Origin of the sequence: Paenibacillus oralis (genome assembly GCF_003863965.1) — a bacterium.
GTDB lineage: Bacteria > Bacillota > Bacilli > Paenibacillales > Paenibacillaceae > Fontibacillus > Fontibacillus oralis.
Map to the genome: position 1 here is coordinate 4525882 of NZ_RRCN01000001.1, position 23957 is coordinate 4549838.

The window sequence follows — 23957 nt, forward strand, 5'->3', positions numbered from 1 at the left end:
GACCGCAGATGCGGTTCTTCGCTGGTGTGCTGATGGGGAGCGGAATCGGCCAGATCGTGAAGGTTGGGGAAAAACGGCGGGAACCATTATTTTAATGATGTAACAAAATCTATAAGCCAGCGAGGAATCTTGAAGGTTATCGCTGGCTTCTTTACTTCTTAATATGATTAGGATGCGACCCTATTCCAAATACGACGATAACACCTTGTGCAAAACAAATAATGAGCAGCAAGCTCCATACATCAACTAAAGAATTGGGGGATTAAAGTTCGATATTAGCGTGCGTAATTCTTATGGCTTGGATAGAACTGCTTCTCACGTCAGGGAATATGTATGCTGGCCCAATATAGATATTCTCAAGCGATTGGTTTGGAGAATCCAACCACAGAGCTTTATCGACAATCTGCTCCAACTCATTTATTACATGTTCACCAAATGATTGATGATACCTTTCCACGGTACCCTGCATGGTGTTGATCAGTGAAAAACTGAGGCGCATTACGATAAAACTTTTTTGAGTTTATTATTGCTTTCCGCATTTATCTAAAAATATCTGGAGCAACTTTTTACGAGCTCTTGCCATTCGCTTAGCCAGAGCTCCCTCAGTAATGTGCAATTCTTGGCATATCTCCTTATAGGATTTATATTCCAAATAATACAAATAAATTAAAATTTGGTAGCTGATTTTCAGTTCAGTTATAGCTTCATGAAGCATTTCATTTCGCCACTTGCTTTCAACCTCACTAGTAACGCTAATTTCTGAAAACTCATCATTTCTTATTTTTATTAATGATTTCCTTATAAGAATGCGTTCTTTTTTGATTTTTTTTAAATAATCCAAGGCAGTATTGCGAGTAACCAACTTGATCCAAGCAGGAAGGTTGTTATCTGAACAGAGTGTCGGACCTTTTGATATTAATTTAATAAATGCGTTCTGAATTACATCCTCAACCAAAGCGTGGTCGTGAAGTATCAAGTTTATGTCTCGATAAACAAACTGGTAATATGAATCGTACACTAACTTTTGAACTGTAGTATCCAGATCGTGAAAAGGTCTTCGTATTAAAAAATACCATTCTTCCATATGATTTCCCTCCCAAGGCTATTTTGATTTGTCCTATGCTTTTCAAAACATGGAAGAGGAACAATATAACAAATTTTGTATTATAGTTATATTTTATACAATATGATAATAAAAGTTTTGTTTTATAATAAATTTTCAAAAAAACGTCAGATATTTCTGGTTTTGGGCGTTATATAAGTAAGACAGCAAGGCTAAACAACTAGACTTCGAACGTTACATCAGGAAGAGTCAGGTTAGAAGAGTTTATATGACAATTAAGCGAGGGGAGGGGAAGATATAGTAGAATTCAACAGATGGTGTTGAACAGTTACCAGTATAGGAGTCGTATTGTATATCTACCAGGAATTTTTAGTTATGTGTTCGTATGACGTCTCTTTGGTTGAGCATTAATAATTATTTTTTAATGTTCGAAGAATGGAGTTGATCTTATGAAGATCGTAAAATTTTTTAGTATAAATCTCTTGGCAATACTTTTAATTGCTCTACCTGTAACAGCTAGTGCACAAGAGGACATTTGGGCTTCTGTTGATAATGGTAATAGTGTGGTTAAGCCAATGGCTAATTCAAAAATTAAAATAATTGATCGTCAAGTTGAAGATAATAATTCTATACAGCATCTATCCATAGATTTAAGTAGCGTTGGTCAGGAGAAGTTGAGTGGAGCTTCTAAAGTCCTAGAAGCTCTTCAACAAAAAATTAACCAACATAAGTTAAGCAGTGCGCAAGATAAAATTGAAGTAAGCATCATGCTGAAGTACGACGCAAGTATTACGAAAGACGAATTTATAAAAAATCATGAAGAATTATTCGAGGGCGCGATTACTAACCCCGATGGTTTTGGAGTCTTCAGTTTTTTTGCAGCATTAACTCCTGAACAAATTGAAACAGTAATCCAACTTGATGAGGTTTCATCGGTCTCTACACCTGATGATGTTGTTTCAGTTTACGGAGAACCAGTTGAAGATCAAGAGGGAGTATATCTAAATGGATCTACTGAAATGACGGGGATTAAAAAAGCAAGATCCGATTATGGAGTAACGGGAAATCGTGACGGAAAAGCCTCGTATTCAAAAAATGATTCGGTTATTGCAATCATTGATACTGGAATTGATGGTGATCATGTCGATTTAAATGGTGGGAAGATTCTCGGATGGATGGATTTTGTAAACGGGAGAACGACCCCGTATGATGATTTAGGACACGGAACACATGTTGCAAGTATTGCAGCTGGAATTGGTGCAGGAGATCCGGGAATTCAAACAGGGGTAGCCCCAGGGGCTGCTTTAGTAGGTGTTAAGGTTTGTGTAACCGATACAAATTGTTCAACGCAAAATGTATTAAATGCTCTTGATTGGATAATAGCAAATAAATCAAATTATGGGATTGATGTTATCAACATCAGTTTAGGTAGTGCAGGTAATGTAAATACAAATATTTGCAATAGAGTAAACAGTGCGATCGCTAAAGGTATTTTAACTGTTGTTGCAGCAGGCAATACACCGAGTGGGGCAGATTATGGTTCATTAAATCATATAGCGAAATGCTCGAATGTCGTTTCAGTTGGGAATATGGCCGATCCATATGAAGGAGGTTGGTATCTTAATTTTACTTCTAATCGTGGCACCGGATCACAGGGCCCGTCATTGACTGCACCGGGAACCTTAATCAGGGCGGCAAAGGCCAATTCTACTAATGAATATATTGCTTATAGCGGCACATCAATGGCATCCCCTATGATTGCTGGACTTGCTGCTTTAATGCTTCATGCTAGTAATGGAGATCTTTCCTATGATTTTTCTACCGAAGGTTTTGGTATGTCGGGATATGATAAAGTATATGGAAATGGATTAATACTTGGTCATGATACTATCAAAGCTGCAAAAGGTTCCTCATCAGGTTCTTATGATGATTATCGTGATCATATTAGAGCACAATCTGGCATTGATGCTTCGACTATGGATATGTATAGCATAAAAGTCAATAGTACCGATGCATATTTTGCCAGTACACTTATTATTGATGATGAAAACGGTGCAGACCTTGACTTATATATTTGGGAACCCGGTATTGAGCCTGTTCAAAATGGGCAGTTAAGATTAGACTTAGCAATGAAAAGTAGTACGGGTAGCCTTCCCCAAGAAACAATCAGTTTTAAACCAACGGAAAAGGGGACCTACAAAGTAGGGATACTAGCTTACGATAAGGCAACTTATGCAATTGACTGGTCAGGTCAAATTTCTTCCTAGTTTTTTTAACCATAGGATTGTTACAAATGAATTATAAAAGAGGCCATCTCAGTAGTTTTAATTAAATACACTGAGACGGCCTCTTACTTTTTAAAAAACTGAAACTACATCATTAGTTGTAGAAATTGAGGATATTTCATCGAGCTTAGCGAGCTCATTGATCTGTTCAATAGTTAATTCGGCAAAAAAACTGTAAACTCCAAATCCGTTCATATCAGTAATTGAATCATTAGGAAAAACATCCGTTTGCTTTATAAAAGTCTCTTTTGAAATTTTGGAATCGTATTTCAGCATGATGCTAACTTCAAATTTCTTCTGGGTCTGACTATTTAATTTTAACTGATCAATCTCTGCTTGCAAAGGGGAGAGTATTTTGGATTCTTTAGAGGAGCAGGGCATCAAATTCTGATTCTTGGATTGAGAAAAATTCAGAATTACTTCTGCATTTTTCAACGAGTCATCTCCTTTCACTGCTTCTGCATGAACGTTCAAAGGAAATGTAAAAAAAACCATCAATAAGCAAAAATTGATGTAATTCAACTTTCTCATCTTTTTAACTATACCTCCTTAAGTTATTTGAGCTTACCTAAATCAATAAGAAATGCTTTTATATCCAGACGTTCTCTAACAGGTAAATGTTGCAATTTATGGAATAACCAAAAAGAAAAGGCCAACGAACATCTTTTCGCCGGCCGGGATGATATACGTCAGCAAGGCGGCGACCAGCACCAGAAAATTCAAAATGACATACGTATGAGGCAGTTTAAACCAGTTGCGGACGTTTGTTTAATCGTGCTGTCCATGAGCCTTGTCCTCCGTTTCTTTGCGCTTTCCATGTTTCGAATTCGTTTCTTACTTGTCGTATCGCTTCTTGGTCATAACATAAATCATAAGCCGTCAGGGCCAGTGATTTTGCGGCCCGACTCAGCTCGATCATTCCTTCCTCGAAACCGGCAAGCGCGGCGAACTCCGGGGTATGCGTAGTCGCGTCGCCAAGCCGGATATAAGGATGGATCGCGGCGGTGATTTGGCTGACGTTGCCGATGTCCGACGATCCGACGCCGCCTTTTTGCGGCGGATCATTGACCTCGATGCCAAGGGCCTCCAGGTTTTGGGCGAACAATTTCGCCAAAGCCTTGTTGTTGCGCTCGGCATAGATCAGCCCCTCGGCGATATCGACGGTGGCGCCAACCCCTTCGGCGGCGGCCCGGACGGCCAGATACATCTTGGTCCTTACCTCTTCGAGCTCCTTAACCGTTGACGCTCTCAGGATAAACACCATTTCCGCAAGCTCCGGTACGACGTTTGGCGCGTCCCGGCCTTTGGTAATAATGCCGTGAATCCGCACATCTTCTTTCATAAATTGCCGCAGCGAATTGATCGCCACATACGCGTTGACGAGCGCATCAAGCGCGCTGATGCCTTTTTCGGGCGCGGAGGAGGCGAGCGCCTGCTTCCCGTGGAAAGTAAAAGTCGCATCCACGCAGGCGAGAGCGCCGCGCAGCACCATCGTTTTGTTCTACGAATGGACCATCATGGCCGCGTCCACCTCGTCGAACACGCCGTTTTGGCACATGATGATTTTGCCGCCGCATTCCTCTTCGGCCGGGGTGCCGAGCACGACGATTTTGCCGGGCAGCTGTGGGTAGGCGTCCTTCAGGGCCAGCGCGGCGCCGATCGTCGCCGTGCCGATCAGGTTATGGCCGCAGGCGTGGCCGATGCCCGGCAGCGCATCGTATTCGGCCAACAGCGCGATCATCGGCTCGCCCGTCGCGCCTTCCCAGGTTGCCCGGAAGGAGGTCGGCAGCCCGGAGATGCCTTTTTCCACCTGAAACCCGGCTTCGATCAACGGCTCGGTAAGCCAGCTTGGGCTTTGTGCTCATGAAAGCTAAGCTCCGGATTGGTGTGAATCCGCAGCGAAATTTCCCGCAGTAGTGCATCGCGCTCGTCAACCGCCTGGATAATTTGTTGTTTATGTTCTTTCCCAAGTTGCATGTTCATGCTTATCCCACCTGTTCTTTATTCTAAGTGCCCTGCGGCTGACCGCAAACATAAAATCGTATATTTATGCTCCAGCAGGTAGATGTACAATTAAGATATTTTTGTGCTAAGCCCAAAAAATATTTATGGATGTGTAAGGGCAAATAAAGCCTCGCGCCGCCGGCGGGACTCCCAGGTAAATAAATAACGTTGGAGAACTCGGGAGAAAATATGAGGAGAAATAATGGGCTTAACGTAGAAATTGGCGCTTGACAGCCGGCTGCCGGAACAACCAACCGACGGCCTTCAAAATAGCGGAATTTTATGTTCTTATTATCCGGAGTCAGGCATGTTCGTATCCATTAGCGGTATTTTTTGTCCTTATTTTCCTATGAATGATCCAGAACGAGGGGATTTCCTTGCGACCGGGGAAAATAGCGACATCAATTGCCTCTATTTCTCTCAAATGGACGGATAGCGCCGGAATAACGCCCTTTTTTGCCCTTATGTTTTTCGCTGGAGTTCCTTGGGCCGTAGCCTGACCACGTTATAAACGGATCGTTTTACTCGGCATCTCCGGAAGGATGTTCCCTCTTCATAAAATCGATAAACCGTTCAGCGATCGCCAGCTCAGCGGCACGCCAAATTCGCGTTCCATCTGCTGAATCCGGTAAGTCAATGCCGGCTGCGTCATATACAGCCGTTCCGCGGCTTTGGTCAGGCTTTGCTCCAGGGCAACGTATTGAAGTATCGCGGCGTCTTTGTCATCCACGTAACCGGGTCCTTTTTATCCACGTCATTACAAGTACTATCATATTATATAGGATCGGCGGAACCGTGGAAAAAATGATTCCAAATAATGTGTTGGTTTTCGTTGACACCGGGTCATCAACAAGAATATACTATATATGAACATTTACTCATATATCGTTTTTTATTGAGGAGTGAGCAATCGGATGGAGACGACTGCCGGTATAGTTAAACGTAAATTTGTTTTGGAAGGCTTGGATTGCGCAAACTGCGCTATGAAAATCGAAAGCGGCGTTCAGAACATTGACGGGGTTTCGGCTTGTTCGGTGAATTTTGTCAACAAAACGTTAACCATGGAAATGGCGGTGGACCGCAGCGAAGAGATCTTGGAGCAGGCAAAGAAAAAAATCCGCACGCTGGAGCCCGACGTCAAAGTATTGGAGCATGGAGCGGCGGGAGTTAAACGAGCCCATAACCATGATCACGCCCATGATCATGCTCACGATCACGGCGCCGAAGCGGCGGAGGATGGGCACGGACATTCCCATGACCACGGGGCGCAAAGCCTCAAAATCATGGTCGCCCGCCTGATTGCAGGTCTTGCCGCCGGAGTGGTGGCGCTAACGGTACCCTTGGGCCGGGAGCTTGAGCTGATTCTATATCTTGCCTCCTATTTAATTGTGGGCGGGGATGTCGTCTACAAGGCGCTGAAAAATATCGTAAGAGGCCGGGTGTTCGATGAAAACTTCCTCATGTCGATCGCGACCGTCGGCGCTTTTGTGATCGGGGAGTACCCCGAAGGCGTGGCCGTTATGCTCTTCTACCAGGTTGGCGAACTGTTCCAGAGCATTGCCGTCAACCGGTCGCGGAAATCGATCAGCGCGCTGATGGATATCAGACCGGATTTTGCCCATTTGAAAGCGGGCGACGAAATCAAACGCGTGAGTCCGGAGGAAGTCCGGATCGGAGATCTGATCGTCGTTCGTCCCGGCGAAAAGGTGCCTCTTGACGGCAAAGTCGCGGAAGGGAACTCGGCTATGGATACCTCGGCGCTGACCGGCGAGTCCGTACCGCGCGAGGTGGCTGCCGGCGATGATGTGCTGAGCGGGTTCATCAACAAAAACGGGGTTCTGACGATCGAGGTCACGAAGGTGTTCGGCGAGTCGACCGTGGCCAAGATTTTGGATCTGGTAGAGAACGCAAGCAGCAAAAAGGCGCCAACGGAAAACTTCATTACGAAGTTTGCCCGTTACTATACGCCGTTTGTCGTTATTGTTGCCGCTTTGCTGGCCGTCCTGCCTCCGCTGATCATTAGCGGCGCGACCTTCTCGGATTGGGTATACCGGGCGCTTATCTTTTTGGTTATTTCCTGTCCTTGCGCTCTAGTGGTTTCGATTCCGCTCGGCTTTTTCGGCGGTATCGGCGCTTCTTCCAAAAACGGCGTGCTGGTCAAGGGCAGCAATTACCTGGAAGCGCTGAATGACGTCAAATATGTGGTGTTCGATAAAACGGGAACGCTGACCAAAGGCGCGTTTAAAGTGAACGGCATTTATCCGCAAAACGGATGGACCGAACAGGAGCTGCTGCGTCAGGCCGCTTTTGCCGAGATGCACTCCACCCATCCGATCGCCCAGTCGATCAGGGAAGCTTACGGACGGGAACTAAATGAAGAGCTGCTTTCGGGTTACAACGAAATATCGGGCTACGGCATCCAGGTCGTGTTCGAAGGCAGGGAGGTGCTGGCCGGGAACGCGAAGCTGATGAAGCGGGAAAATATCGATTTCGCCGCGCCTGCCGAGCTGGGCACCATCGTGTTTGTCGCGATCAACAAACAATATGCCGGTTACTTGGTCATTGCCGACGAGGTTAAGGAGGATTCGGCGCAGGCGATTCGTTCCCTGAAAAATCTCGGCGTGAAGAAGATTGTGATGCTGACGGGCGACATCAAGGCGGTGGGCGAAGCGATCGGCAAAAAGCTGGGCGTCGACGAGGTGCGGGCCGAACTGCTGCCGCAGCATAAGGTGGAAGAGCTGGAAAAAATAGACCGCGAGAAATCGAGCAAAGAAAAAATCGTGTTCGTCGGCGACGGCATCAACGACACGCCGGTGTTGGCCAGAGCGGATGTCGGCGTGGCCATGGGCGGTCTCGGGTCCGACGCGGCCATCGAAGCGGCTGATATCGTCATCATGACCGACGAGCCTTCCAAGCTGGCTTCGGCGATTCATATTGCGAAAAGAACCCGGCGCATCGTATGGCAGAACATCCTTTTTGCGCTGCTCGTCAAAGCGGTTTTCCTGCTCCTGGGCGCGTTCGGGATTGCGACGATGTGGGAAGCGGTGTTCTCGGATGTGGGCGTCACCCTGCTTGCCGTTTTGAACGCGATGCGCGTCATGAAGATCAAGCCCAATTTGAGTTAAGGGATGATCCCGTACCGGGCCGGAGCGTGCTGCTCGCCCGGGGCTGGTACGGGCTGATCTCGTTTTTTCGCATTATGCGTGGTTGGTGTGCTGGAGGGTTTGGAGAAAAATCTGCTCAATGTGAGCGTCGTCAAGCGAATAATAGACCGTCTTGCCGACCTTGCGCCGTTTGACGATTCTCAGGTTGCGCAGGTACCGCAGCTGGTGGGAAACGGCCGATTGCCCCATTTCGAGCAGAACCGTCAAATCATGCACGCACAGTTCTCTTTTTAGCAGGGCGCTGATGATTTTGACGCGTGTCGGATCGCTGAAAGCTTTAAACCAGTCGGCAAACTGAACCGCCGCTTGGTCATCGATGAGCTCCGCTTTGGCCGCAGCCAAATCCATCGTGGATCCCGAGCAGCTCGTATCGCATTCTTCTGCCGTATTTGCCGTATTTATTGAACGTGTCATTAACTATCACCCTTCGTCTAGGCGTTTACATATATTATACTTAAACGAAATCATTACTATTAAAAGATTGCTGTCATCACAGTAACATAGAAGTCCGTCTTCGAGCAAGATGCCGAGTATTGCAAAAAAAAAGCGCGCGGGAGATTTTTTTCTCCCGCGCGCTTTGGCGTTTAGCGGTAAGCCGGCAGCCAGTCGCCGTGCGCTTCGATCAAGTCGTCGCACAGCGCGATGATATCGTCCATGGACAACTCCGCCGAAGTATGGGGATCCAGCATCGCCGCGTGGTAAATATGCTCTTTTTTGCCGGTGATGGCCGCTTCGATCGTTAACAGTTGGGTGTTGATGTTCGTCCGGTTCAAAGCCGCACACTGCGGCGGAAGATCGCCGACATAAGTCGGAGTGACGCCGCTGGCGTCCACCAGGCAAGGCACTTCGACGCAAGCTTCCTTCGGAAGGTTGGGAATCAGCCCGGTATTCATCACGTTGCCGCCAATTTTGAACGGCACATCGGTTTCAATCGCTTCCATGATATAGGAGGCGTATTCATGTGAACGATCATGTTTCAATTCCTTGTTGTTGACGAGCTCTTCCCGCATCTTTTCCCAATTTGCGATCTGGCTCACACAGCGCCGCGGGTATTCGTCAAGGGGGATTTGGAAGCGGTCGATCAGCTCGGGATAATTGCGTTTGATGAAATATGGATGATATTCGGCGTTATACTCCGACGATTCCGTGATGTAAAACCCGAATTTCAACATCATCTCAAAGCGCACCATGTCCTTGTGAGGCTGTTTTTGTTTCTCCGCCGCCCGCCGTTTGATTTCCGGATACAAATCCACGCCGCCTTGGGTAACCTCCAGCAGCCAGGCCATATGGTTGATCCCGGCGATCTTCGCTTGCACTCCGGTTGTGTCCATTTCCAGGCTCTTGAACAAGTCGGGGATGCAGGCCTGCACGCTGTGGCAAAGCCCGACGGTACGCACTTGGCCGTACGTGTTCATCACGTTCGTCAGCACGGCCATCGGATTCGTGTAATTCAAAAACAGGGCGTCAGGGCAGACTTCACGGATATCGGCGGCAAATTCCAGCATGACCGGGATCGTCCTGAGGTTGCGGAAGATGCCGCCGATCCCGACCGTGTCGGCGATCGTCTGGCGCAGCCCGTATTTTTTGGGAATTTCGAAATCCGTAATGGTGCAAGGATCATAGCCGCCGACCTGGATGGCGTTAATCACGTATTTTGCGCCCCGCAAGGCTTCCTTGCGGTCACTGTAGGCCTTGACGGTGCAGGTGCTGCCGCTGCTGCGCTTCAGATTGTTCAGCATGTTCTCCGAATCCCGCAGCCGCTCAAGGTCGATATCGTACAACGCCAGTTCAAATCCCTGCAGAGCGGGCGTTTGCATGCAGTCGCCCAGCACATTTTTGGCAAAAACCGTGCTTCCGGCCCCGATAAATGTAATTTTCGACATAAAAAAATCCTCCTTTTGAGTGTACAGCCGAGCGGAAGATGACCGTTGGTATCGCTTGATACCCCTTGAATTTCCACGTTGTTCCGGCTTATATTCATGTCTTCAATATAGCTTAGGCGGAAGGGGAAAAGTATGGAGGAATCGAAGATAGATATGGATGAATGTTGTATTTAGGATTTTGAATGCGGTAGACTGGTAAGGAATCCGAAAATGTTGACGAACCGGAGGTTTGTGATGATTCCCGACCATTACATGTTTGAAGACAACATCAATCCCGATTTCCGGGAAAAAGACGTCACCTTGCTGTTCAGCGGGGAAGGCCGCCCTATTCCCGCTCATAAAATCGGGCCGTCCGTGCATGACTATTATCTCATCCACAGCGTTCTGGAGGGGGAAGGGGAGTTCTGTTGGAAAGATCAATGCCGCCGCTGCTGTCCCGGCGATACTTTTGTCATCTTTCCGGGCGTATTGTTTTCATATGAGGCGGATACGCAAAACCCTTGGCATTATGCATGGGTCGCTCTAAAAGGAGCAGGCGTCTCCAGGCAACTGGCCGACGTCGGCATTACGCCAGGTTACCCTGTTTGCCATTCCGGGGACATCGCGGCATTACATCGTCTCTATACCCGGATTCGGTCAGCGTTCCGGCACGCGGATGACCCGAGGCTGGAGAGCCTGGAGGCATCGGGATGGCTGGCGCTGTTGTTCCATCAGTTCGGACTCGCGAACCGGGAGACGCTGCATGCTCCCGAAACGATGGAGCCCGCGATGATCGACCGGCAGGTGGAGCAGGCGGTCCGCTGGATTTCGCTGCAATACCATCAGCAGATCAGCATTGGCGAGCTGTCCCGCAAGCTCGGCTACCACCGGGCCCATCTGTTTCATGCTTTTAAGGCGCGAACAGGGCTTTCGCCTAAACAGTATTTAATGAAAGTACGGATCGAGAAGGCGAAGGAACTATTGACGGGCCCGCTCACCGTGGACCAGATTGCCGCCTCGGTCGGCTTTAACGACGCCCTTTATTTTTCACGCCAGTTCAAAAAAGCGACCGGCCTGCCGCCAAGCGAATACCGGAAGATGTAACACACTGAATTGTCCGAATTGACCCCCGTAACCGGCATATGATAATATTTCATAAGTAACTTTTTTGAGCAACCTCTATAAGGTGGGGGTCTGGAATGTATATCAAGTTAGTCAAACTCGTCAGAACAAGCCGCTCCGTACAAATGAACACGATGAAGCGTTGTACGGAGCTTAATCAGGGAGCGTAAAGCTTCCTATATTCATCGGCTGAATGGTCTTTTTTTAAAAGCGTAGATTTACTATGCTTTTTTAAGTGTGACCATTGGCCGAGAGTAAGGGCCGTCGACAACGCTTGTCGATGGCCTTTTGCATTTGGCAGCGAGTTCGCCGTACGTTAATACCGTTCGACTGACTTGCGCCTTAAACATCAAGCAGAGGGCCGGCGTCCACAAACGCCGCTCTCTGCTTTTTTTATTTTTGCTAAAAGAAAAGAGGAACCGAAATGAGCTTACTTCAAGTTGAAAAACTATCGCATAGCTTTGGAGATAAAAAGTTGTACGACAATGCTTCTTTTGAATTATATAAAGGTGAACACATGGGAATCGTCGGCCAAAACGGGGCCGGAAAAAGCACGCTGATCCGCGTCTTGTTAGGCGAAATCATTCCGGATCATGGCAGCGTCAAGTGGCAATCCCAGATTGGGATCGGACATTTGGATCAGTATGCCGAAATCGATGGAAACGATACGATTGCCGAATATCTGAAGACGGCGTATGCCGATTTGTTCGAAATGGAGCGCCGCATGAACCGGTTATACGAGGAAAGCGCGGCGACCGGCGATCCCGCCATGCTGCTCCAGGCTGCGGAATATCAGGAGAAGCTGGAAGCCCGGGATTTTTACTTGATCGACAGCCAGATTCTAAAGGTCGCTTCGGGACTAGGCATCGATGCCATCGGCATGCAGCGCCAAATCGGGGAGTTAAGCGGAGGGCAGCGGGCGAAGGTGATATTGGCCAAACTTTTGATTGAAGAGCCGGACGTCTTGCTGCTGGATGAACCGACCAATTTTCTGGATAAGGAGCATGTTGCGTGGCTGGCAGGTTATCTGGCGGATTTTGCCGAAGCCTTTATCGTCGTGTCCCATGACTACGAGTTTTTGGAGAAGGTGACCACTTGCATCGGCGACATCGAGTTCGGGACGATCAAAAAATATTACGGCAAATACTCCGACTTCCTGCGGCAAAAGGAGCATCTGCGGCAGGATTACGTGCGCCGGTATCACGCCCAGCAGAAAAAGATCGAAAGGACGGAAGAGTATATCCGCCGGAATATCGCCGGCGTCAATTCCAAAATCGCCCAAGGGCGCAGGAAGCAGCTCGAACGGATGGAAAAGCTGGCTCCGCCCGCGTTTACCCATAAGCCGTCGATCCGTTTCCGCGAGCTGCCGCTGTCCGCGCAAACCTCGCTTAAAGTCAGCGATCTTGAAGTCGGGTATGGCGCTCCGCTTTTGCCGAAAATCCATTTTTCCGTAATGGGGGGACAAAAGCTCGTGATTACCGGCTTCAACGGGATCGGAAAATCGACGCTGCTGAATACGTTGGTCGGGCGGATTGCCGCGGTCTCCGGGCGATTCCGCTTTTCGGAACAGGCCAAAGTCGGATATTTCGAACAAGATTTGAAATGGGACAACGCCGGGCTTACCCCGCTGCAAATCATTTCGGAACGGTTCCCGGGCCTTGGGACGAAAGAAATCCGCCGTTATCTGGCGTTGTGCGGTGTGAAGGACGATCTGGTTACCCAGGAAATCCGCGCTTTGAGCGGAGGCGAGCAATCCAAAGTCAAATTGTGCGGTCTGATGCTTTCGCCTTGCAATTTTCTAATCCTGGACGAACCGACGAACCATCTGGATGCGGAAACGAAAGCGGCTTTGCAGGATGCTTTGCGGCAATTTCAAGGTAGCGTCATCCTCGTGTCTCATGAGGAGCGGTTTTATCGGGGGTGGGCGGACAAGGTCATTAGTTTGGGATGAAACGCATTAAAGCGATGGAACCGTAAAACAGTCAGGGTAAGGACGAGGTATGTGCGGATGCCGCCATCAGAAAGTTCAGCCCAAAAACGCGAGCAGCGGGGGGCATAAGCTCCAGGGCTCGCGTTTTTTCTGGATTATGCGTCCTGACCCGACGGCCACGTGGGATCAACTGCAAAAGTACATTTGATTTTTCTGCATATGCCGTTTTGGAGCGGCTGAAATGCAAAAGTACATCTGATTTGGGGCTATTCGATAAAAAAGTATCTTTTGACCGGAAATGAACTGCACTTATGCATTTGAGCCACCTGTTTCGAGGGATTTCGACGAAAATCGCCTGCACTTTTGCATTTCGCGGGAGTTGGCACCCCAAGTTGTATAAACAAAAGACCTGACCGCCGGTCAGGTCTTTCTCGTAATACCTTACGCCCCAAGGAACATCTTCATGTCTTCTTCCACGGTCGTGATGCCGCCGATGCCGAACTTTTCGATCAATACTTTGGCGACGTTTGGCGACAGGAACGCGGGCAGCGTTGGCCCCAGGTGAATGTTTTTGACCCCAAGGTACAGCAGGGCCAGCAGCACGATGACCGCCTTCTGTTCATACCAGGCGATATTGTAGGAAATCGGCAGGTCGTTGATATCTTCCAAGCCGAAAATTTCCTTTAATTTCAGCGCGATGACGGCCAGTGAATAGGAGTCGTTGCATTGCCCGGCGTCCAGTACGCGCGGAATGCCGCCGATATCGCCCAAATCGAGCTTGTTGTATTTATATTTGGCGCAGCCTGCGGTCAGGATGACCGTATCGCGGGGAAGTTCCCGGGCAAAGTCCGTGTAATAAGTACGCGATTTCATCCGTCCGTCGCAGCCGGCCATCACGAAAAATCTTTTGATCGCGCCGGTTTTGACGGCTTCCACCACTTGGTCGGCGATGCTGGTCACGGTATGGTGGGCAAAACCACCGACAATTTCGCCGCTTTCCAGTTCGGTCGGAGCTTCACAGCGTTTGGCGTGCGCGATGATTTCCGAAAAATCCTTCGGCTGGCCGTCCGGACCTTCCGGGATATGCCGCACGCCGGAGAAGCCGGTATTGCCGGTCGTATACATGCGGTCCTTGTAGCTTGCCTTCGGCGGTACAATACAGTTGGTGGTCATCAGAATCGGCCCATTGAACGCGGCGAATTCCGTCGTTTGCAGCCACCAAGCATTGCCGTAGTTGCCGACAAAATGATCGTATTTCTTAAAGGCCGGATAGTAATGGGCCGGCAGCATTTCGCTGTGGGTGTACACGTCCACGCCGGTGCCTTCGGTTTGCTGCAGCAGTTCCTCCAGGTCTTTCAAATCGTGGCCGCTGATCAGAATACCCGGCCGGTTCCGCACGCCGATATTGACTTTGGTCACTTCGGGGTGGCCGTAGGTGCCGGTATTGGCCTCATCAAGCAGGGACATCGCCTCCACGCCATATTTGCCCGCCTCCATCACCAAACCTACGAGGTCATCCGCCGTTAAGGAATCGTCCAAAGTAGCGGCCAGCGCCCGGCGCATAAACAAGTCGATTTGCGGGTTGGAATGGTCCAACTGAAGGGCGTGATACGTATAGGCGGCCATCCCTTTGAGACCGTAGGTGAGTAGCTCGCGCAAGGAGCGGATGTCCGGATCAGCGGTAGCGAGCACGCCGACAAACGTAGCTTTGGCGTCAAACGACGCTTCGTCGTCCGCCTGCCAAACCGCCGCGTCGGGAAGCTCCGCCGCAGCGCCTATACGCTGTTCCTCCCAGTGGCGTCTTACTTCGTCGCGCAGAGCAAGCGCTTCGCGGATTTTGGCGACGAACACGTTGCGGTCAAAGTTGGCGTTCGTAATCGTGGCGAACAGTGAATCCATAATAAAGACCGATGCACGCCGGTCTAAAGCTTCGGGGAGCTCGGTCCCCACGGAGAAAAAGGAAATGCCTTTCAGCACATAGATGAGCAAATCCTGCAGGTTGGCCACGTCATGCGGTTTGCCGCAGACGCCCTTGATCGTGCAGCCGGTCCCGCCGGCCGACTCCTGGCATTGAAAACAAAACATGGACGGCTGCGAAATGTCCGGATTCGAAGCTGTTTGGTTCATTTCAAAATAACCTCCTTTGGGAGAATTTAACGGATATACAGAAGAATACCGCCGGATCGGCCGCGGCCGGGTGATTGTAATCACTCTAATTGGGGCTAGGGTCTAAACGAACGTTGAACTTTTTTTGAAGTAGATATAACATTTTCAGAGGCTGACCCATCTAATCTTGCAGAGGGCCCTCAAAAGGAGTTGAAATTCGTGCAACAAGATATGGTACTGGAAGTCAAGCGCGCGCAGCGGGGGGATCGTGAGGCGTTTATCCGGCTCTTCCGGAGGCTGGAACCCGAACTGTACGGCTTGGCGAAGTCCATTGTGAGACGTGACGAAGATTGTGCGGACGCATTTCAGGAAACAACGCTTAAAGCGTATAAATCATTGTCGACATTGCGGCAGCCGAAATATTTTAAAACCTGGGTAATTCGGATTTTAATCAATGAATGCAATCAATTGCTGCGCATGCGCAGTAGAACCGTCGTGATGGCGGAGCTGCCGGAACCGGCGGGAGCGGCGCGGTTTACCGGGGAGTATGAAGAGAACCGCAAGCAGGATCTCCGCGAGGCGGTGGAAAACCTGGACGAAACTTTAAGAATCGTTATCCATCTTTTTTATTATCAGGATTTGCCGATCAAAGAGGTCGCGAGCGTGCTGGAAATTTCGGAGGGAGCTGTCCGGGGGCGCCTGCATAGGGCCAGAGGAATATTGGCCGACAAGGTTAAGCGAATGGGAAGGGAGGAGTTGGCTTATGAAAAAGCGTGATCTTGAAAAAACGCTTCGCGACATCGGCAAGGAACGGTTGACTGAGGTCAGGGAGGTTCCCGATATCATTCGCCGCCGCCAGGATGAGGTTTACGCTTCCTTGGCCGATCTTCCGATGCAGACCCGAAGCGGCCGGAAATCCCGATTCTCTAGGACCTTTAAAGTGGGAGTGGCCGCCGCCGCAGCAATCGCCGTTTTGACGATCGGGCTGGGCAGTGCCATGGTGTCGCCGGCGCTGGCCGAATCGCTCAAAAATGTCCCTATCCTTGGCGGCATCTTCAAATTGGCCGGCGATCTGGGGCTGCAGACGGCAGAGGAGCACGGACTGGCCGAGGAAACGGACGCAAGCGTCACCCATGATGGAATTACCCTTCGTATCCCCCAGGTTGTTTATGATGGCATTCGCCTAACTTTGGCGGTCAAGCGCGAAGGGGAAGGGTTTACCGGGGGAATTCTGGACCATAAGTTCGTAGGTGAAGGCCGGGAGAGGGATGCGATTTACCCAAGAGGGGCTGTACGCGATTGGGAGATGCTGATCGATGGCCAACCAACTTATAATTCTAAAAGTTATAAATTTTCTTCGAAAGGGTCTCCGACAGCCGATCCCAATGCGGCGCTGTACGAGTTGTCGGCCATTTCGGAAACGGGCGATTCGTCACAGATTCTTCCCGATCGTTTTGTGCTGACGGCCAAATTTTGGCTGGAAGGCGTTGAGGAGCCGTTCGTTTTCGAACTGCCCGTTCGCAAAAACACGGATCGTCTCGTTGAAACCTTTGGAGAAACGAGAGAGTGGAACGGGATTACGCTTACGCTTCAGCAAATCCAATATACGCCGATTACGACGAAGGTGGTTTTCGACATCAATGTAGACGATAAAGCAAGTAGACCGCTTAGGAATAATTTACTGTTCGACCTGTGTGACGATCAAGGCAGGAATTTGGAATTGCTAGGTGGCGTAGGAATCTTCTACGATAATGGACAGATGCACATGCGGAATGAAATGCTGTTTGACCGGCTGGAGGAGGTTCCGGATACGATTACGCTTAAACCGTTTCAGCCTGAATATGCCGACCCGTCGACCAAGCCGGGGGAATCGGGACAATATAAAGTCGACAGCAACGGAGAAGTGGTTAGGAACTACGTGAAGGAACTGGAGATTACCGTTCCGGTAAACCGGGCGGGTTTGGAAAAACTGTATGGAAATCAGAATTAACCCGGGGAAAAGGCAAGGGCAAAATGATTAAGAACTATATCAAAGAGTTCGAACTGACCGTTGCGGTCAAGTAAAAGCAAAATCGGTAATGGCGGGCCTGCAGCAAATCGTTGCAGGCTTTTACATTTTTTACGCTCAAAATATAACGTTTTGTTTTACTAATCCATCTAATCTACAGAGCGCTCAAGAAAAGAAATTTGTCCAGGACATAAAAAGGGAATTCTCGAAAATCAATTTTTATGGAGGGCTTTCAATGAAAAAAACATATAAAGTGATGACTACCGCAGCTTTAATGGGAATGCTGCTCGGCGGAACGGCTTGGGGAACTGCGGCAGTAGCCGGTTCGGCGGAGGCCAAAGCTCCGACAGTGAGCAGCGCGGCGCAAGCTTCTACGGCCAAAGCCGACAGCGTAACCCAGAACGGCATTACGCTGACCGTCAGCAAAGCGCTGTATGACGGCAACTACGTCAGCCTTACGCTGCAGCGGAGCGGCAAAGGGTATACCGGCGGCATCACCGATGGGAAGTTTAATGAAGCGACCAAGGAATACGAACGGCCCAAGGGCGCGATTAAAAACATTGAAATGTTTATCGACGGCAAATCCATCTATGAGTTCGGCGGGGGAGGCCTTGGCAAAAGACCAGCTCTCGGCTGGGGACCGGCTTCCGCACCGGACACAGCGGAAATTCAACTGGTCGATCCGTCATGGCTTGGCAGCGATGGCATGGCTTCCCCGGCTTTCCCGGACAAGTTCAAGTTAACCGCGAAGGTTACCCTGGAAGGCGTGGATAAGCCGTATACATTTGATTTTTCACTGCAAAAAAACGCGGACAATCTGCAAGCCCTGAAGCCGAATCTGACAAAAAAACGCGGCGATTATAGCGCCACTCTAAGCAAACTTAATGTGACATCGACCTCCACTCGATTTCAGTTGATCGAGAAAGGGTTGAAAAAAGGCGAGCATTCGCACATCTTGTATGAAGTTGTAGATGATCAAGGTAACCTGCTGGACCTAAAGTCCGGTTTCGGAACCGACGAGAATAACAAAAATGGCGATATGTATACTGACTATGTGTTCAGTCCTCCGGCGAAAGAAGCTAAGTCGATTACGATCAGAGCTTTCGAGCCCGATTTCGTACCCGATAATCCAGGCGATCCATCATCTCCCGGCATCTATAAAACGGACAGCAACGGCGAAACGATTAAGAACTATATCAAAGAGCTGGAAATGACAGTTAATATTAAGTAAAAGTCATATTCGGCAGTGGGTGGGCCCGCAGCGAATTGCTGCGGGCTTTAAAATTTTCACGCTCAAAATATAACGTTTTGATGTACTTATTCATCTAATCCAATAGAGTGCTCAATGAAGAGAAGATTCTCGAAAATCAAATTTCATGGAGGGGTTTTTCGAATGAAAAAAGCATATAAGGTGATGTCTTCCGCGGCGCTGGTCGGCGCGCTGTTGCTCGGTACGGCCTGGGGGGCTGCGGAAGCGGCCGGGCCGACGGCGGCAGCGGCTTTAGCAGCGAAAAGCAGCGGGACGCTGAGTGCGGCCAAGGCCAAAACTCCAAGCGTGACCCAGCAAGGCATTACGCTGGAGGTTTCCCAAGCGATCTATGACGGCAACTATGTTGGCATTACCCTGAAGCGGAGTGGTGAAGGGCTTACCGGCGAAATAAATGGAAAATACGATGAAAAGATCCAGGATATTATTTATGAGAAGGGCGCAATTAAAGACCTCAAGCTCTTTATAGACGGTAAATCCGCCTACGAGTATGGAGGTGGAAAGTCTATGTCCCAAAGACCAAGCATCGTACGGGGACCGGGCGCTACACCGGACACGATGAAAATTTCAATGGTCGATCCATCCTGGCTTGGCGGCAATCTCAAAGCGTTTCCAAATAAGTTCAAGCTTACCGCCAAAGTGACTTTGGAGGGTGTGGACAAACCGTATACGCTTACTATGACGTTGCAAAAAACCAAGGGAAAGGCCTTGAAACCGAATCTAACGAAAAAACGTGGGGATTATAGCGTTACCTTAAGTAAACTTAATGTGACATCGACCTCTACCCGAGTTCAGTTGATTGAGAAAGGGTTGGACAAAAACAAGTCTTCGCATATCATGTATGAAGCTGTGGATGATCAAGGGAACGAGATGGCGATGATTTCAGGTCATGGAAGTGACGAGAATAACAAAAATGGCGATACGTATAATGACTTTGTGTTCAGTGCTTCGGGGAAAGACGCCAAGTCGATTACAATCAAAGCTTTCGAGCCCGGTTTCGTACCCGATGATCCGAACGATCCGTCATCTCCCGGCATATTTAAAACGGACAGCAACGGCGAACTGATTAAGAACTATATCAAAGAGCTGGAAATGACCGTAAAAGTAAAATAATCGTCTTTATTGGTTTGCTCTGTGCGCCGAGTATTATGGCCCGAGCAAACCTTTTTTAGTTATACTTAAAAATAGTAATATTTTTAAAGTAATATATTACATTGAATTATATGTCATAATAAGGTAATCTATAACTGGAAGATTTAAACAATACTAGACTCTATCAGATCGGGTATGACAAAACCCGACGGTAATCGCCAAAGGAGGGATGCCGAAAAAACAAAGATTGCGTGCTTGCTGCCTACCGAATATTAACGAGACTACGGGAGATAGCAAAATAACTCACTTGGGAGGGATATTTTATGGGAAAGAGCAAAAAACGGTTTAAAAAACTGTCCGTGCTGGCGGTTGCGTTTATGATCGCCGGAACCTCTTATTCGGGATTTACGTCCCCGGCGCAGGCGGCAGCTGATGAGCCTGCAGCCAGCGAAGCATACGTGTGGAAAAACGTTGTGACCGGAGGCGGAGGCGGCTTTATACCAGGCATCATATTCAATGCCAGCGAACCCAACCTTATCTATGCCCGTACGGACATCGGGGGCGCCTATCGCTGGGATGAAGGCACCGGGACTTGGAAGCAGCTCCTAGGCTGGGTTGGCATGGATGATTGGAGCAAGAGCGGCGTCGACGCGCTCGCTACAGACCCGGTCGATCCGGACCGGCTCTATTTGGCGGTCGGCTCGTATACGAACAGTTGGGATCCCGATAACGGACGGATCCTGCGCTCCACCGACCGCGGCGAAACGTGGGAAGAGACGGAGCTGCCGTTTAAGGTCGGCGGCAATATGCCGGGCCGGACGTTGGGAGAGCGGCTAGTCATTGATCCGAACCAGAACAACGTTCTGTATTTTGGCGCCCGCAGCGGAAACGGTTTATGGAAGAGCACCGACTACGGGGAGACCTGGAGCAAAGTAAGCCAGTTCCCGAATCCCGGCACTTATGTGGAAAATCCCGACTACGAATATCAAAGCGATATCACCGGGTTGGCCTGGATCACCTTTGATCCTGCAACAGGTTCGCGCGAACAAGCGACGCAGACGATTTACGTCGGGGTGGCGGATAAGAATGAAAGCGTGTACCGCTCCACGGACGGAGGCGAGACCTGGGAGGCGGTTCCGGGGCAGCCGAGCGGGTATTTGCCGCATCACGGCGTCCTGTCGTCTGAAGGCTTCTTGTATATTACCTATAGCAACGGCGCCGGACCATACGACGGCACCAAGGGCGAGGTATGGAAGCTGAATACGTCCACCGGCGAATGGACCAATATCAGCCCGGTGCCGAGCAGCAGCGACGATAACTATTATGGATACGGCGGTCTCGCCGTCGATGCGCAGAACCCTGGTACCGTCATGGTAGCTACGCTCAATTCCTGGTGGCCGGACGCGATTATTTTCCGCAGCACCGACGGCGGGGCAAACTGGACCCGCATTTGGGACTGGAACGGTTATCCGAGCCGTACCTTCCGTTATACCCACGATATTTCCGCCGCTCCGTGGCTTGATTTTGAGAACATTCCGGCTCCGGAGGAAGTTTCACCGAAACTCGGCTGGATGATCGGCGATCTGGAGATCGATCCGTTTAATTCCGACCGCATGATGTACGGAACCGGGGCGACCATTTACGGGACCGACAATTTAACGGAATGGGATAAAGGCGGCAAAATCGACCTGGAAGTGAAGGCCGTGGGGATTGAAGAAACCTCGGTGACCGATCTGATCAGTCCGCCATCGGGCGCTCATCTGCTCAGCGGAATGCTTGACGTGACCGGGTTCCGGCATGACGACCTTACCCAAGCTCCGGCGAAAATGTTTACGAATCCGAACGGGACCGTAGATATGGATTACGCCGAACTTGACCCGGGCTTCATCGTCCGCGTTGCTACGGTGAACCGGGCGGAAAAACCGAACGATAAAGCGATCGGCTTCTCCCGCGATGGCGGCGGGAACTGGTACACCGGCGGTGAGCCGTCCGGTACTTCCGGCGGAGGCACGATAGCCCTGGCCGCTCGCGGCGAGAGCCTCGTCTGGAGCACCTCCGATGTCGGCGTACACTATTCGAAGGGCGGCAATTCCTGGACCGCCAGCAGCGGCGTGCCTGCCGGAGCGCTCGTCGCCTCCGACCGCGCCAATTCCAGTCTGTTTTACGCTTTGTCCGGCGGAAGCTTATACGTCAGCCGTGACGGCGGAGCCACCTTTGCGAAAACAAGTGCCACAGGACTTCCTGCATCCGGCGATCTCGATCTGAAAGCGATGCCTGGCCGGGAAGGGGATGTTTGGGTGGCCGGCGGCAGAGCGTTCGACGGCAACTCGGGTCTCTGGCATTCCAGCGATGCCGGCGCTACCTTCACAAAGCTGACGAGCGTGGAGGAGGCGAGCGTTATCGGGTTTGGCAAGGCTGCCCCGGGACGGAATGTAATGGCGTTGTACACAAGCGGGAAAATCGGCGGTGAACGCGGCTTTTTCCGGTCCGATGACGGCGGCGATAGCTGGGTGCGCATCAACGACGACCAGCACCAGTACGGCACCACCAATTCGGCCATTACCGGCGATCCGCGCATTTTCGGGCGCGTTTATGTCGGAACCAATGGCTACGGTATCGTCTATGGCGATTCGACGGTGACGCCGCAGGAACCGGAGGAACCAGAAGAACCGCAGGAGCCGGAAGAACCGGAAGAACCGGAAGAACCGGGGCAAAATGCTACGATTTCGCCAACCTCGGCCACTTTCGATCTTAAGCAAGGCAACCAGGCCGATATCTCTGTGGCCCTGACGCTCAACGAGAAGACGTTTTCCGGCATTTATAACGGGACGACTCAGTTGAAGGAAGGCGAAGACTACACCGTCACCGATTCGAAGGTGACGATTCTTCAAGAATTTTTGGCTGCGCAGCCGACAGGCGCATTGAAGCTGACCTTCCGCTTCAGCGCCGGGGCCGATGCCCTGCTGAACATTGCGATCGTGGATTCGACCAAGGCACCTAACGGCAGCCTGCGGATTGAAGCGGTCAACGGAACGCTGCAGTCTACGGCCAACACGCTGAATCCGCGCATCAGGCTAACCAACACTGGGACGGAGGAGCTCGCGCTGAAAGACGTTACTTTGCGTTATTATTACACGGTTGACGGAGAAAAGGGGCAAAACTTGTTCTGCGACTGGACTCAAGTTGGCAGCAGTAATGTGACCGGAAACTTCGTCAAATTGCCGGAACCCGCCATCGGGGCTGACAATTATGCGGAGATCGGTTTTGCCGAGGCATCCGGCACGCTGGCTCCAGGCCAGACCATCGACCTGCATATTCGCATCTCCAAGGAAGATTGGAGCAATTACAACCAAAGCGACGACTATTCCTTCAACCCTGATTCCACGTCTTATGCGGAAACGCTCAAAATTACCGGATACGTTGGCGGGGCCCTGCAATGGGGGCTTGAGCCTTAAGCGGCAAGAGGTAAAATGCAAGGGATAATCAGTATGAAGCATATTGAGTGAAACGTGAAAAGTGGAGTATGAGGCAAGAAGTTGATGCCTGAAAAATGGAGTATGGGCAGCAGCCGATCCGCTTTTTACTCCACAACCAATGGTTGCAGTCATATAGAGGCAGGCCGGCATGGGAAAAAAACGCCCACTTGCCGGCCTGTTTTTTGAGAAGAGGAGTTGACCCGGTTAAGTTGTGGAGCCCACAGATGGTCAAGGCTTCCCAAAGCCGTGGAATAACGGAAAAAAGGGCGTTATTTTCTCCAAAAATAAGGGGTACCGCCAAAATAAAGGAATTTTTTACCGCTATTGTTGGCATATGAGGGGAAAGAGACGCTTTTTCCAAGTATGGTTCCCAAATAGGTACTAAAAGTTCCGCTATTTTTTGGGCGAGGGGTAAAACTACAATAATAGCGCCATAAATTACCGTTATTTTTGCGAACCGGTTGTTCATCGGCGTGAGAAGCTGCGGTTTTGTCGTTACTCGGGACTATTATGATCGGCTTCTTTCATAAAGTTACGACATGATCCAAGGTTGACTTTCCGGGGACAGGACGGCTACA

The 23957-nt window shown here is 50.0% G+C and carries 19 protein-coding genes; 9 read left to right on the forward strand and 10 right to left on the reverse strand.

What is annotated here, in order from left to right; genetic code table 11:
- Window positions 1-523: 523 nt before the first annotated feature.
- The gene (locus tag EHV15_RS20230) at window positions 524-1084 is read right to left on the reverse strand and encodes an RNA polymerase sigma factor (RefSeq protein ID WP_128632790.1); all 561 of its coding nucleotides are present in this window, start codon (window positions 1082-1084) and stop codon (window positions 524-526) included.
- Between the two features lie 428 nt (window positions 1085-1512).
- On the opposite strand from EHV15_RS20230, the gene EHV15_RS20235 reads away from it, so the two are divergent.
- The gene (locus tag EHV15_RS20235) at window positions 1513-3330 is read left to right on the forward strand and encodes a S8 family serine peptidase (RefSeq protein WP_128632791.1); all 1818 of its coding nucleotides are present in this window, start codon (window positions 1513-1515) and stop codon (window positions 3328-3330) included.
- Window positions 3331-3420: 90 nt separating this feature from the next.
- On the opposite strand, the gene EHV15_RS20240 is transcribed toward EHV15_RS20235, so the two are convergent.
- The 5 genes from EHV15_RS20240 to EHV15_RS20250 form a co-directional block, all read right to left on the reverse strand.
- Window positions 3421-3879 (reverse strand): hypothetical protein, encoded by a 459-nt coding sequence (locus tag EHV15_RS20240; RefSeq protein WP_128632792.1) that lies wholly within the window; start codon window positions 3877-3879, stop codon window positions 3421-3423.
- Between the two features lie 214 nt (window positions 3880-4093).
- On the reverse strand, window positions 4094-4840 hold the full coding sequence (locus EHV15_RS37440) for a peptidase dimerization domain-containing protein (protein ID WP_246061697.1): 747 nt from the start codon (window positions 4838-4840) through the stop codon (window positions 4094-4096).
- Between the two features lie 9 nt (window positions 4841-4849).
- Window positions 4850-5179, reverse strand: a complete 330-nt coding sequence (locus tag EHV15_RS37445) for a M20/M25/M40 family metallo-hydrolase (protein WP_246061698.1) — start codon at window positions 5177-5179, stop codon at window positions 4850-4852.
- Window positions 5176-5331: a hypothetical protein gene (locus tag EHV15_RS37450; protein ID WP_246061699.1), complete on the reverse strand. Its 156-nt coding sequence runs from the start codon at window positions 5329-5331 to the stop codon at window positions 5176-5178. The genes EHV15_RS37445 and EHV15_RS37450 overlap by 4 nt, the downstream gene beginning before the upstream one ends.
- Window positions 5332-5905: 574 nt before the next feature.
- Window positions 5906-6082, reverse strand: coding sequence for a helix-turn-helix domain-containing protein (locus tag EHV15_RS20250; RefSeq protein ID WP_246061700.1), 177 nt, complete (start codon window positions 6080-6082; stop codon window positions 5906-5908).
- Window positions 6083-6266: 184 nt separating this feature from the next.
- Between EHV15_RS20250 and EHV15_RS20255 the strand changes: the two genes are divergently transcribed.
- Window positions 6267-8477 (forward strand): heavy metal translocating P-type ATPase, encoded by a 2211-nt coding sequence (locus EHV15_RS20255; protein ID WP_128632793.1) that lies wholly within the window; start codon window positions 6267-6269, stop codon window positions 8475-8477.
- A 72-nt stretch (window positions 8478-8549) separates the two neighbouring features.
- Here the strand turns inward: EHV15_RS20255 and EHV15_RS20260 are convergent, their stop codons facing one another.
- Both EHV15_RS20260 and melA read right to left on the reverse strand, forming a co-directional pair.
- Window positions 8550-8930, reverse strand: coding sequence for an ArsR/SmtB family transcription factor (locus EHV15_RS20260; RefSeq protein WP_128632794.1), 381 nt, complete (start codon window positions 8928-8930; stop codon window positions 8550-8552).
- Between the two features lie 170 nt (window positions 8931-9100).
- Window positions 9101-10399, reverse strand: a complete 1299-nt coding sequence (melA, locus tag EHV15_RS20265; protein WP_128632795.1) for an alpha-glucosidase/alpha-galactosidase — start codon at window positions 10397-10399, stop codon at window positions 9101-9103.
- A gap of 210 nt (window positions 10400-10609) precedes the next feature.
- On the opposite strand from melA, the gene EHV15_RS20270 reads away from it, so the two are divergent.
- Both EHV15_RS20270 and EHV15_RS20275 read left to right on the forward strand, forming a co-directional pair.
- Window positions 10610-11482 carry an AraC family transcriptional regulator gene (locus tag EHV15_RS20270; RefSeq protein ID WP_246061701.1) on the forward strand — a complete coding sequence of 291 codons (873 nt, stop codon included), beginning with the start codon at window positions 10610-10612 and terminating at the stop codon, window positions 11480-11482.
- 442 nt (window positions 11483-11924) lie between these two features.
- Window positions 11925-13451: an ABC-F family ATP-binding cassette domain-containing protein gene (locus tag EHV15_RS20275; protein ID WP_128632796.1), complete on the forward strand. Its 1527-nt coding sequence runs from the start codon at window positions 11925-11927 to the stop codon at window positions 13449-13451.
- Between the two features lie 420 nt (window positions 13452-13871).
- On the opposite strand, the gene hcp is transcribed toward EHV15_RS20275, so the two are convergent.
- Window positions 13872-15557 (reverse strand): hydroxylamine reductase, encoded by a 1686-nt coding sequence (gene hcp, locus EHV15_RS20280; RefSeq protein WP_246061702.1) that lies wholly within the window; start codon window positions 15555-15557, stop codon window positions 13872-13874.
- A gap of 198 nt (window positions 15558-15755) precedes the next feature.
- Between hcp and EHV15_RS20285 the strand changes: the two genes are divergently transcribed.
- The 5 genes from EHV15_RS20285 to EHV15_RS20305 all read left to right on the forward strand — a co-directional run bounded on the left by EHV15_RS20285 (window position 15756) and on the right by EHV15_RS20305 (window position 23358).
- Window positions 15756-16313 carry a sigma-70 family RNA polymerase sigma factor gene (locus tag EHV15_RS20285; RefSeq protein ID WP_371860998.1) on the forward strand — a complete coding sequence of 186 codons (558 nt, stop codon included), beginning with the start codon at window positions 15756-15758 and terminating at the stop codon, window positions 16311-16313.
- Window positions 16300-17526, forward strand: a complete 1227-nt coding sequence (locus EHV15_RS20290; protein WP_128632797.1) for a DUF4179 domain-containing protein — start codon at window positions 16300-16302, stop codon at window positions 17524-17526. The genes EHV15_RS20285 and EHV15_RS20290 overlap by 14 nt, the downstream gene beginning before the upstream one ends.
- Before the next feature lie 253 nt (window positions 17527-17779).
- Window positions 17780-18775, forward strand: coding sequence for a DUF4179 domain-containing protein (locus EHV15_RS20295; RefSeq protein ID WP_128632798.1), 996 nt, complete (start codon window positions 17780-17782; stop codon window positions 18773-18775).
- A 162-nt stretch (window positions 18776-18937) separates the two neighbouring features.
- Entirely contained in the window at window positions 18938-19924 is a 987-nt protein-coding gene (locus EHV15_RS20300; RefSeq protein WP_128632799.1) for a DUF5643 domain-containing protein, read from the forward strand.
- A 302-nt stretch (window positions 19925-20226) separates the two neighbouring features.
- Window positions 20227-23358, forward strand: coding sequence for a X2-like carbohydrate binding domain-containing protein (locus EHV15_RS20305; RefSeq protein ID WP_128632800.1), 3132 nt, complete (start codon window positions 20227-20229; stop codon window positions 23356-23358).
- 28 nt (window positions 23359-23386) lie between these two features.
- On the opposite strand, the gene EHV15_RS20310 is transcribed toward EHV15_RS20305, so the two are convergent.
- Window positions 23387-23848 carry a hypothetical protein gene (locus tag EHV15_RS20310; RefSeq protein WP_128632801.1) on the reverse strand — a complete coding sequence of 154 codons (462 nt, stop codon included), beginning with the start codon at window positions 23846-23848 and terminating at the stop codon, window positions 23387-23389.
- Between the last annotated feature and the right edge of the window lie 109 nt (window positions 23849-23957).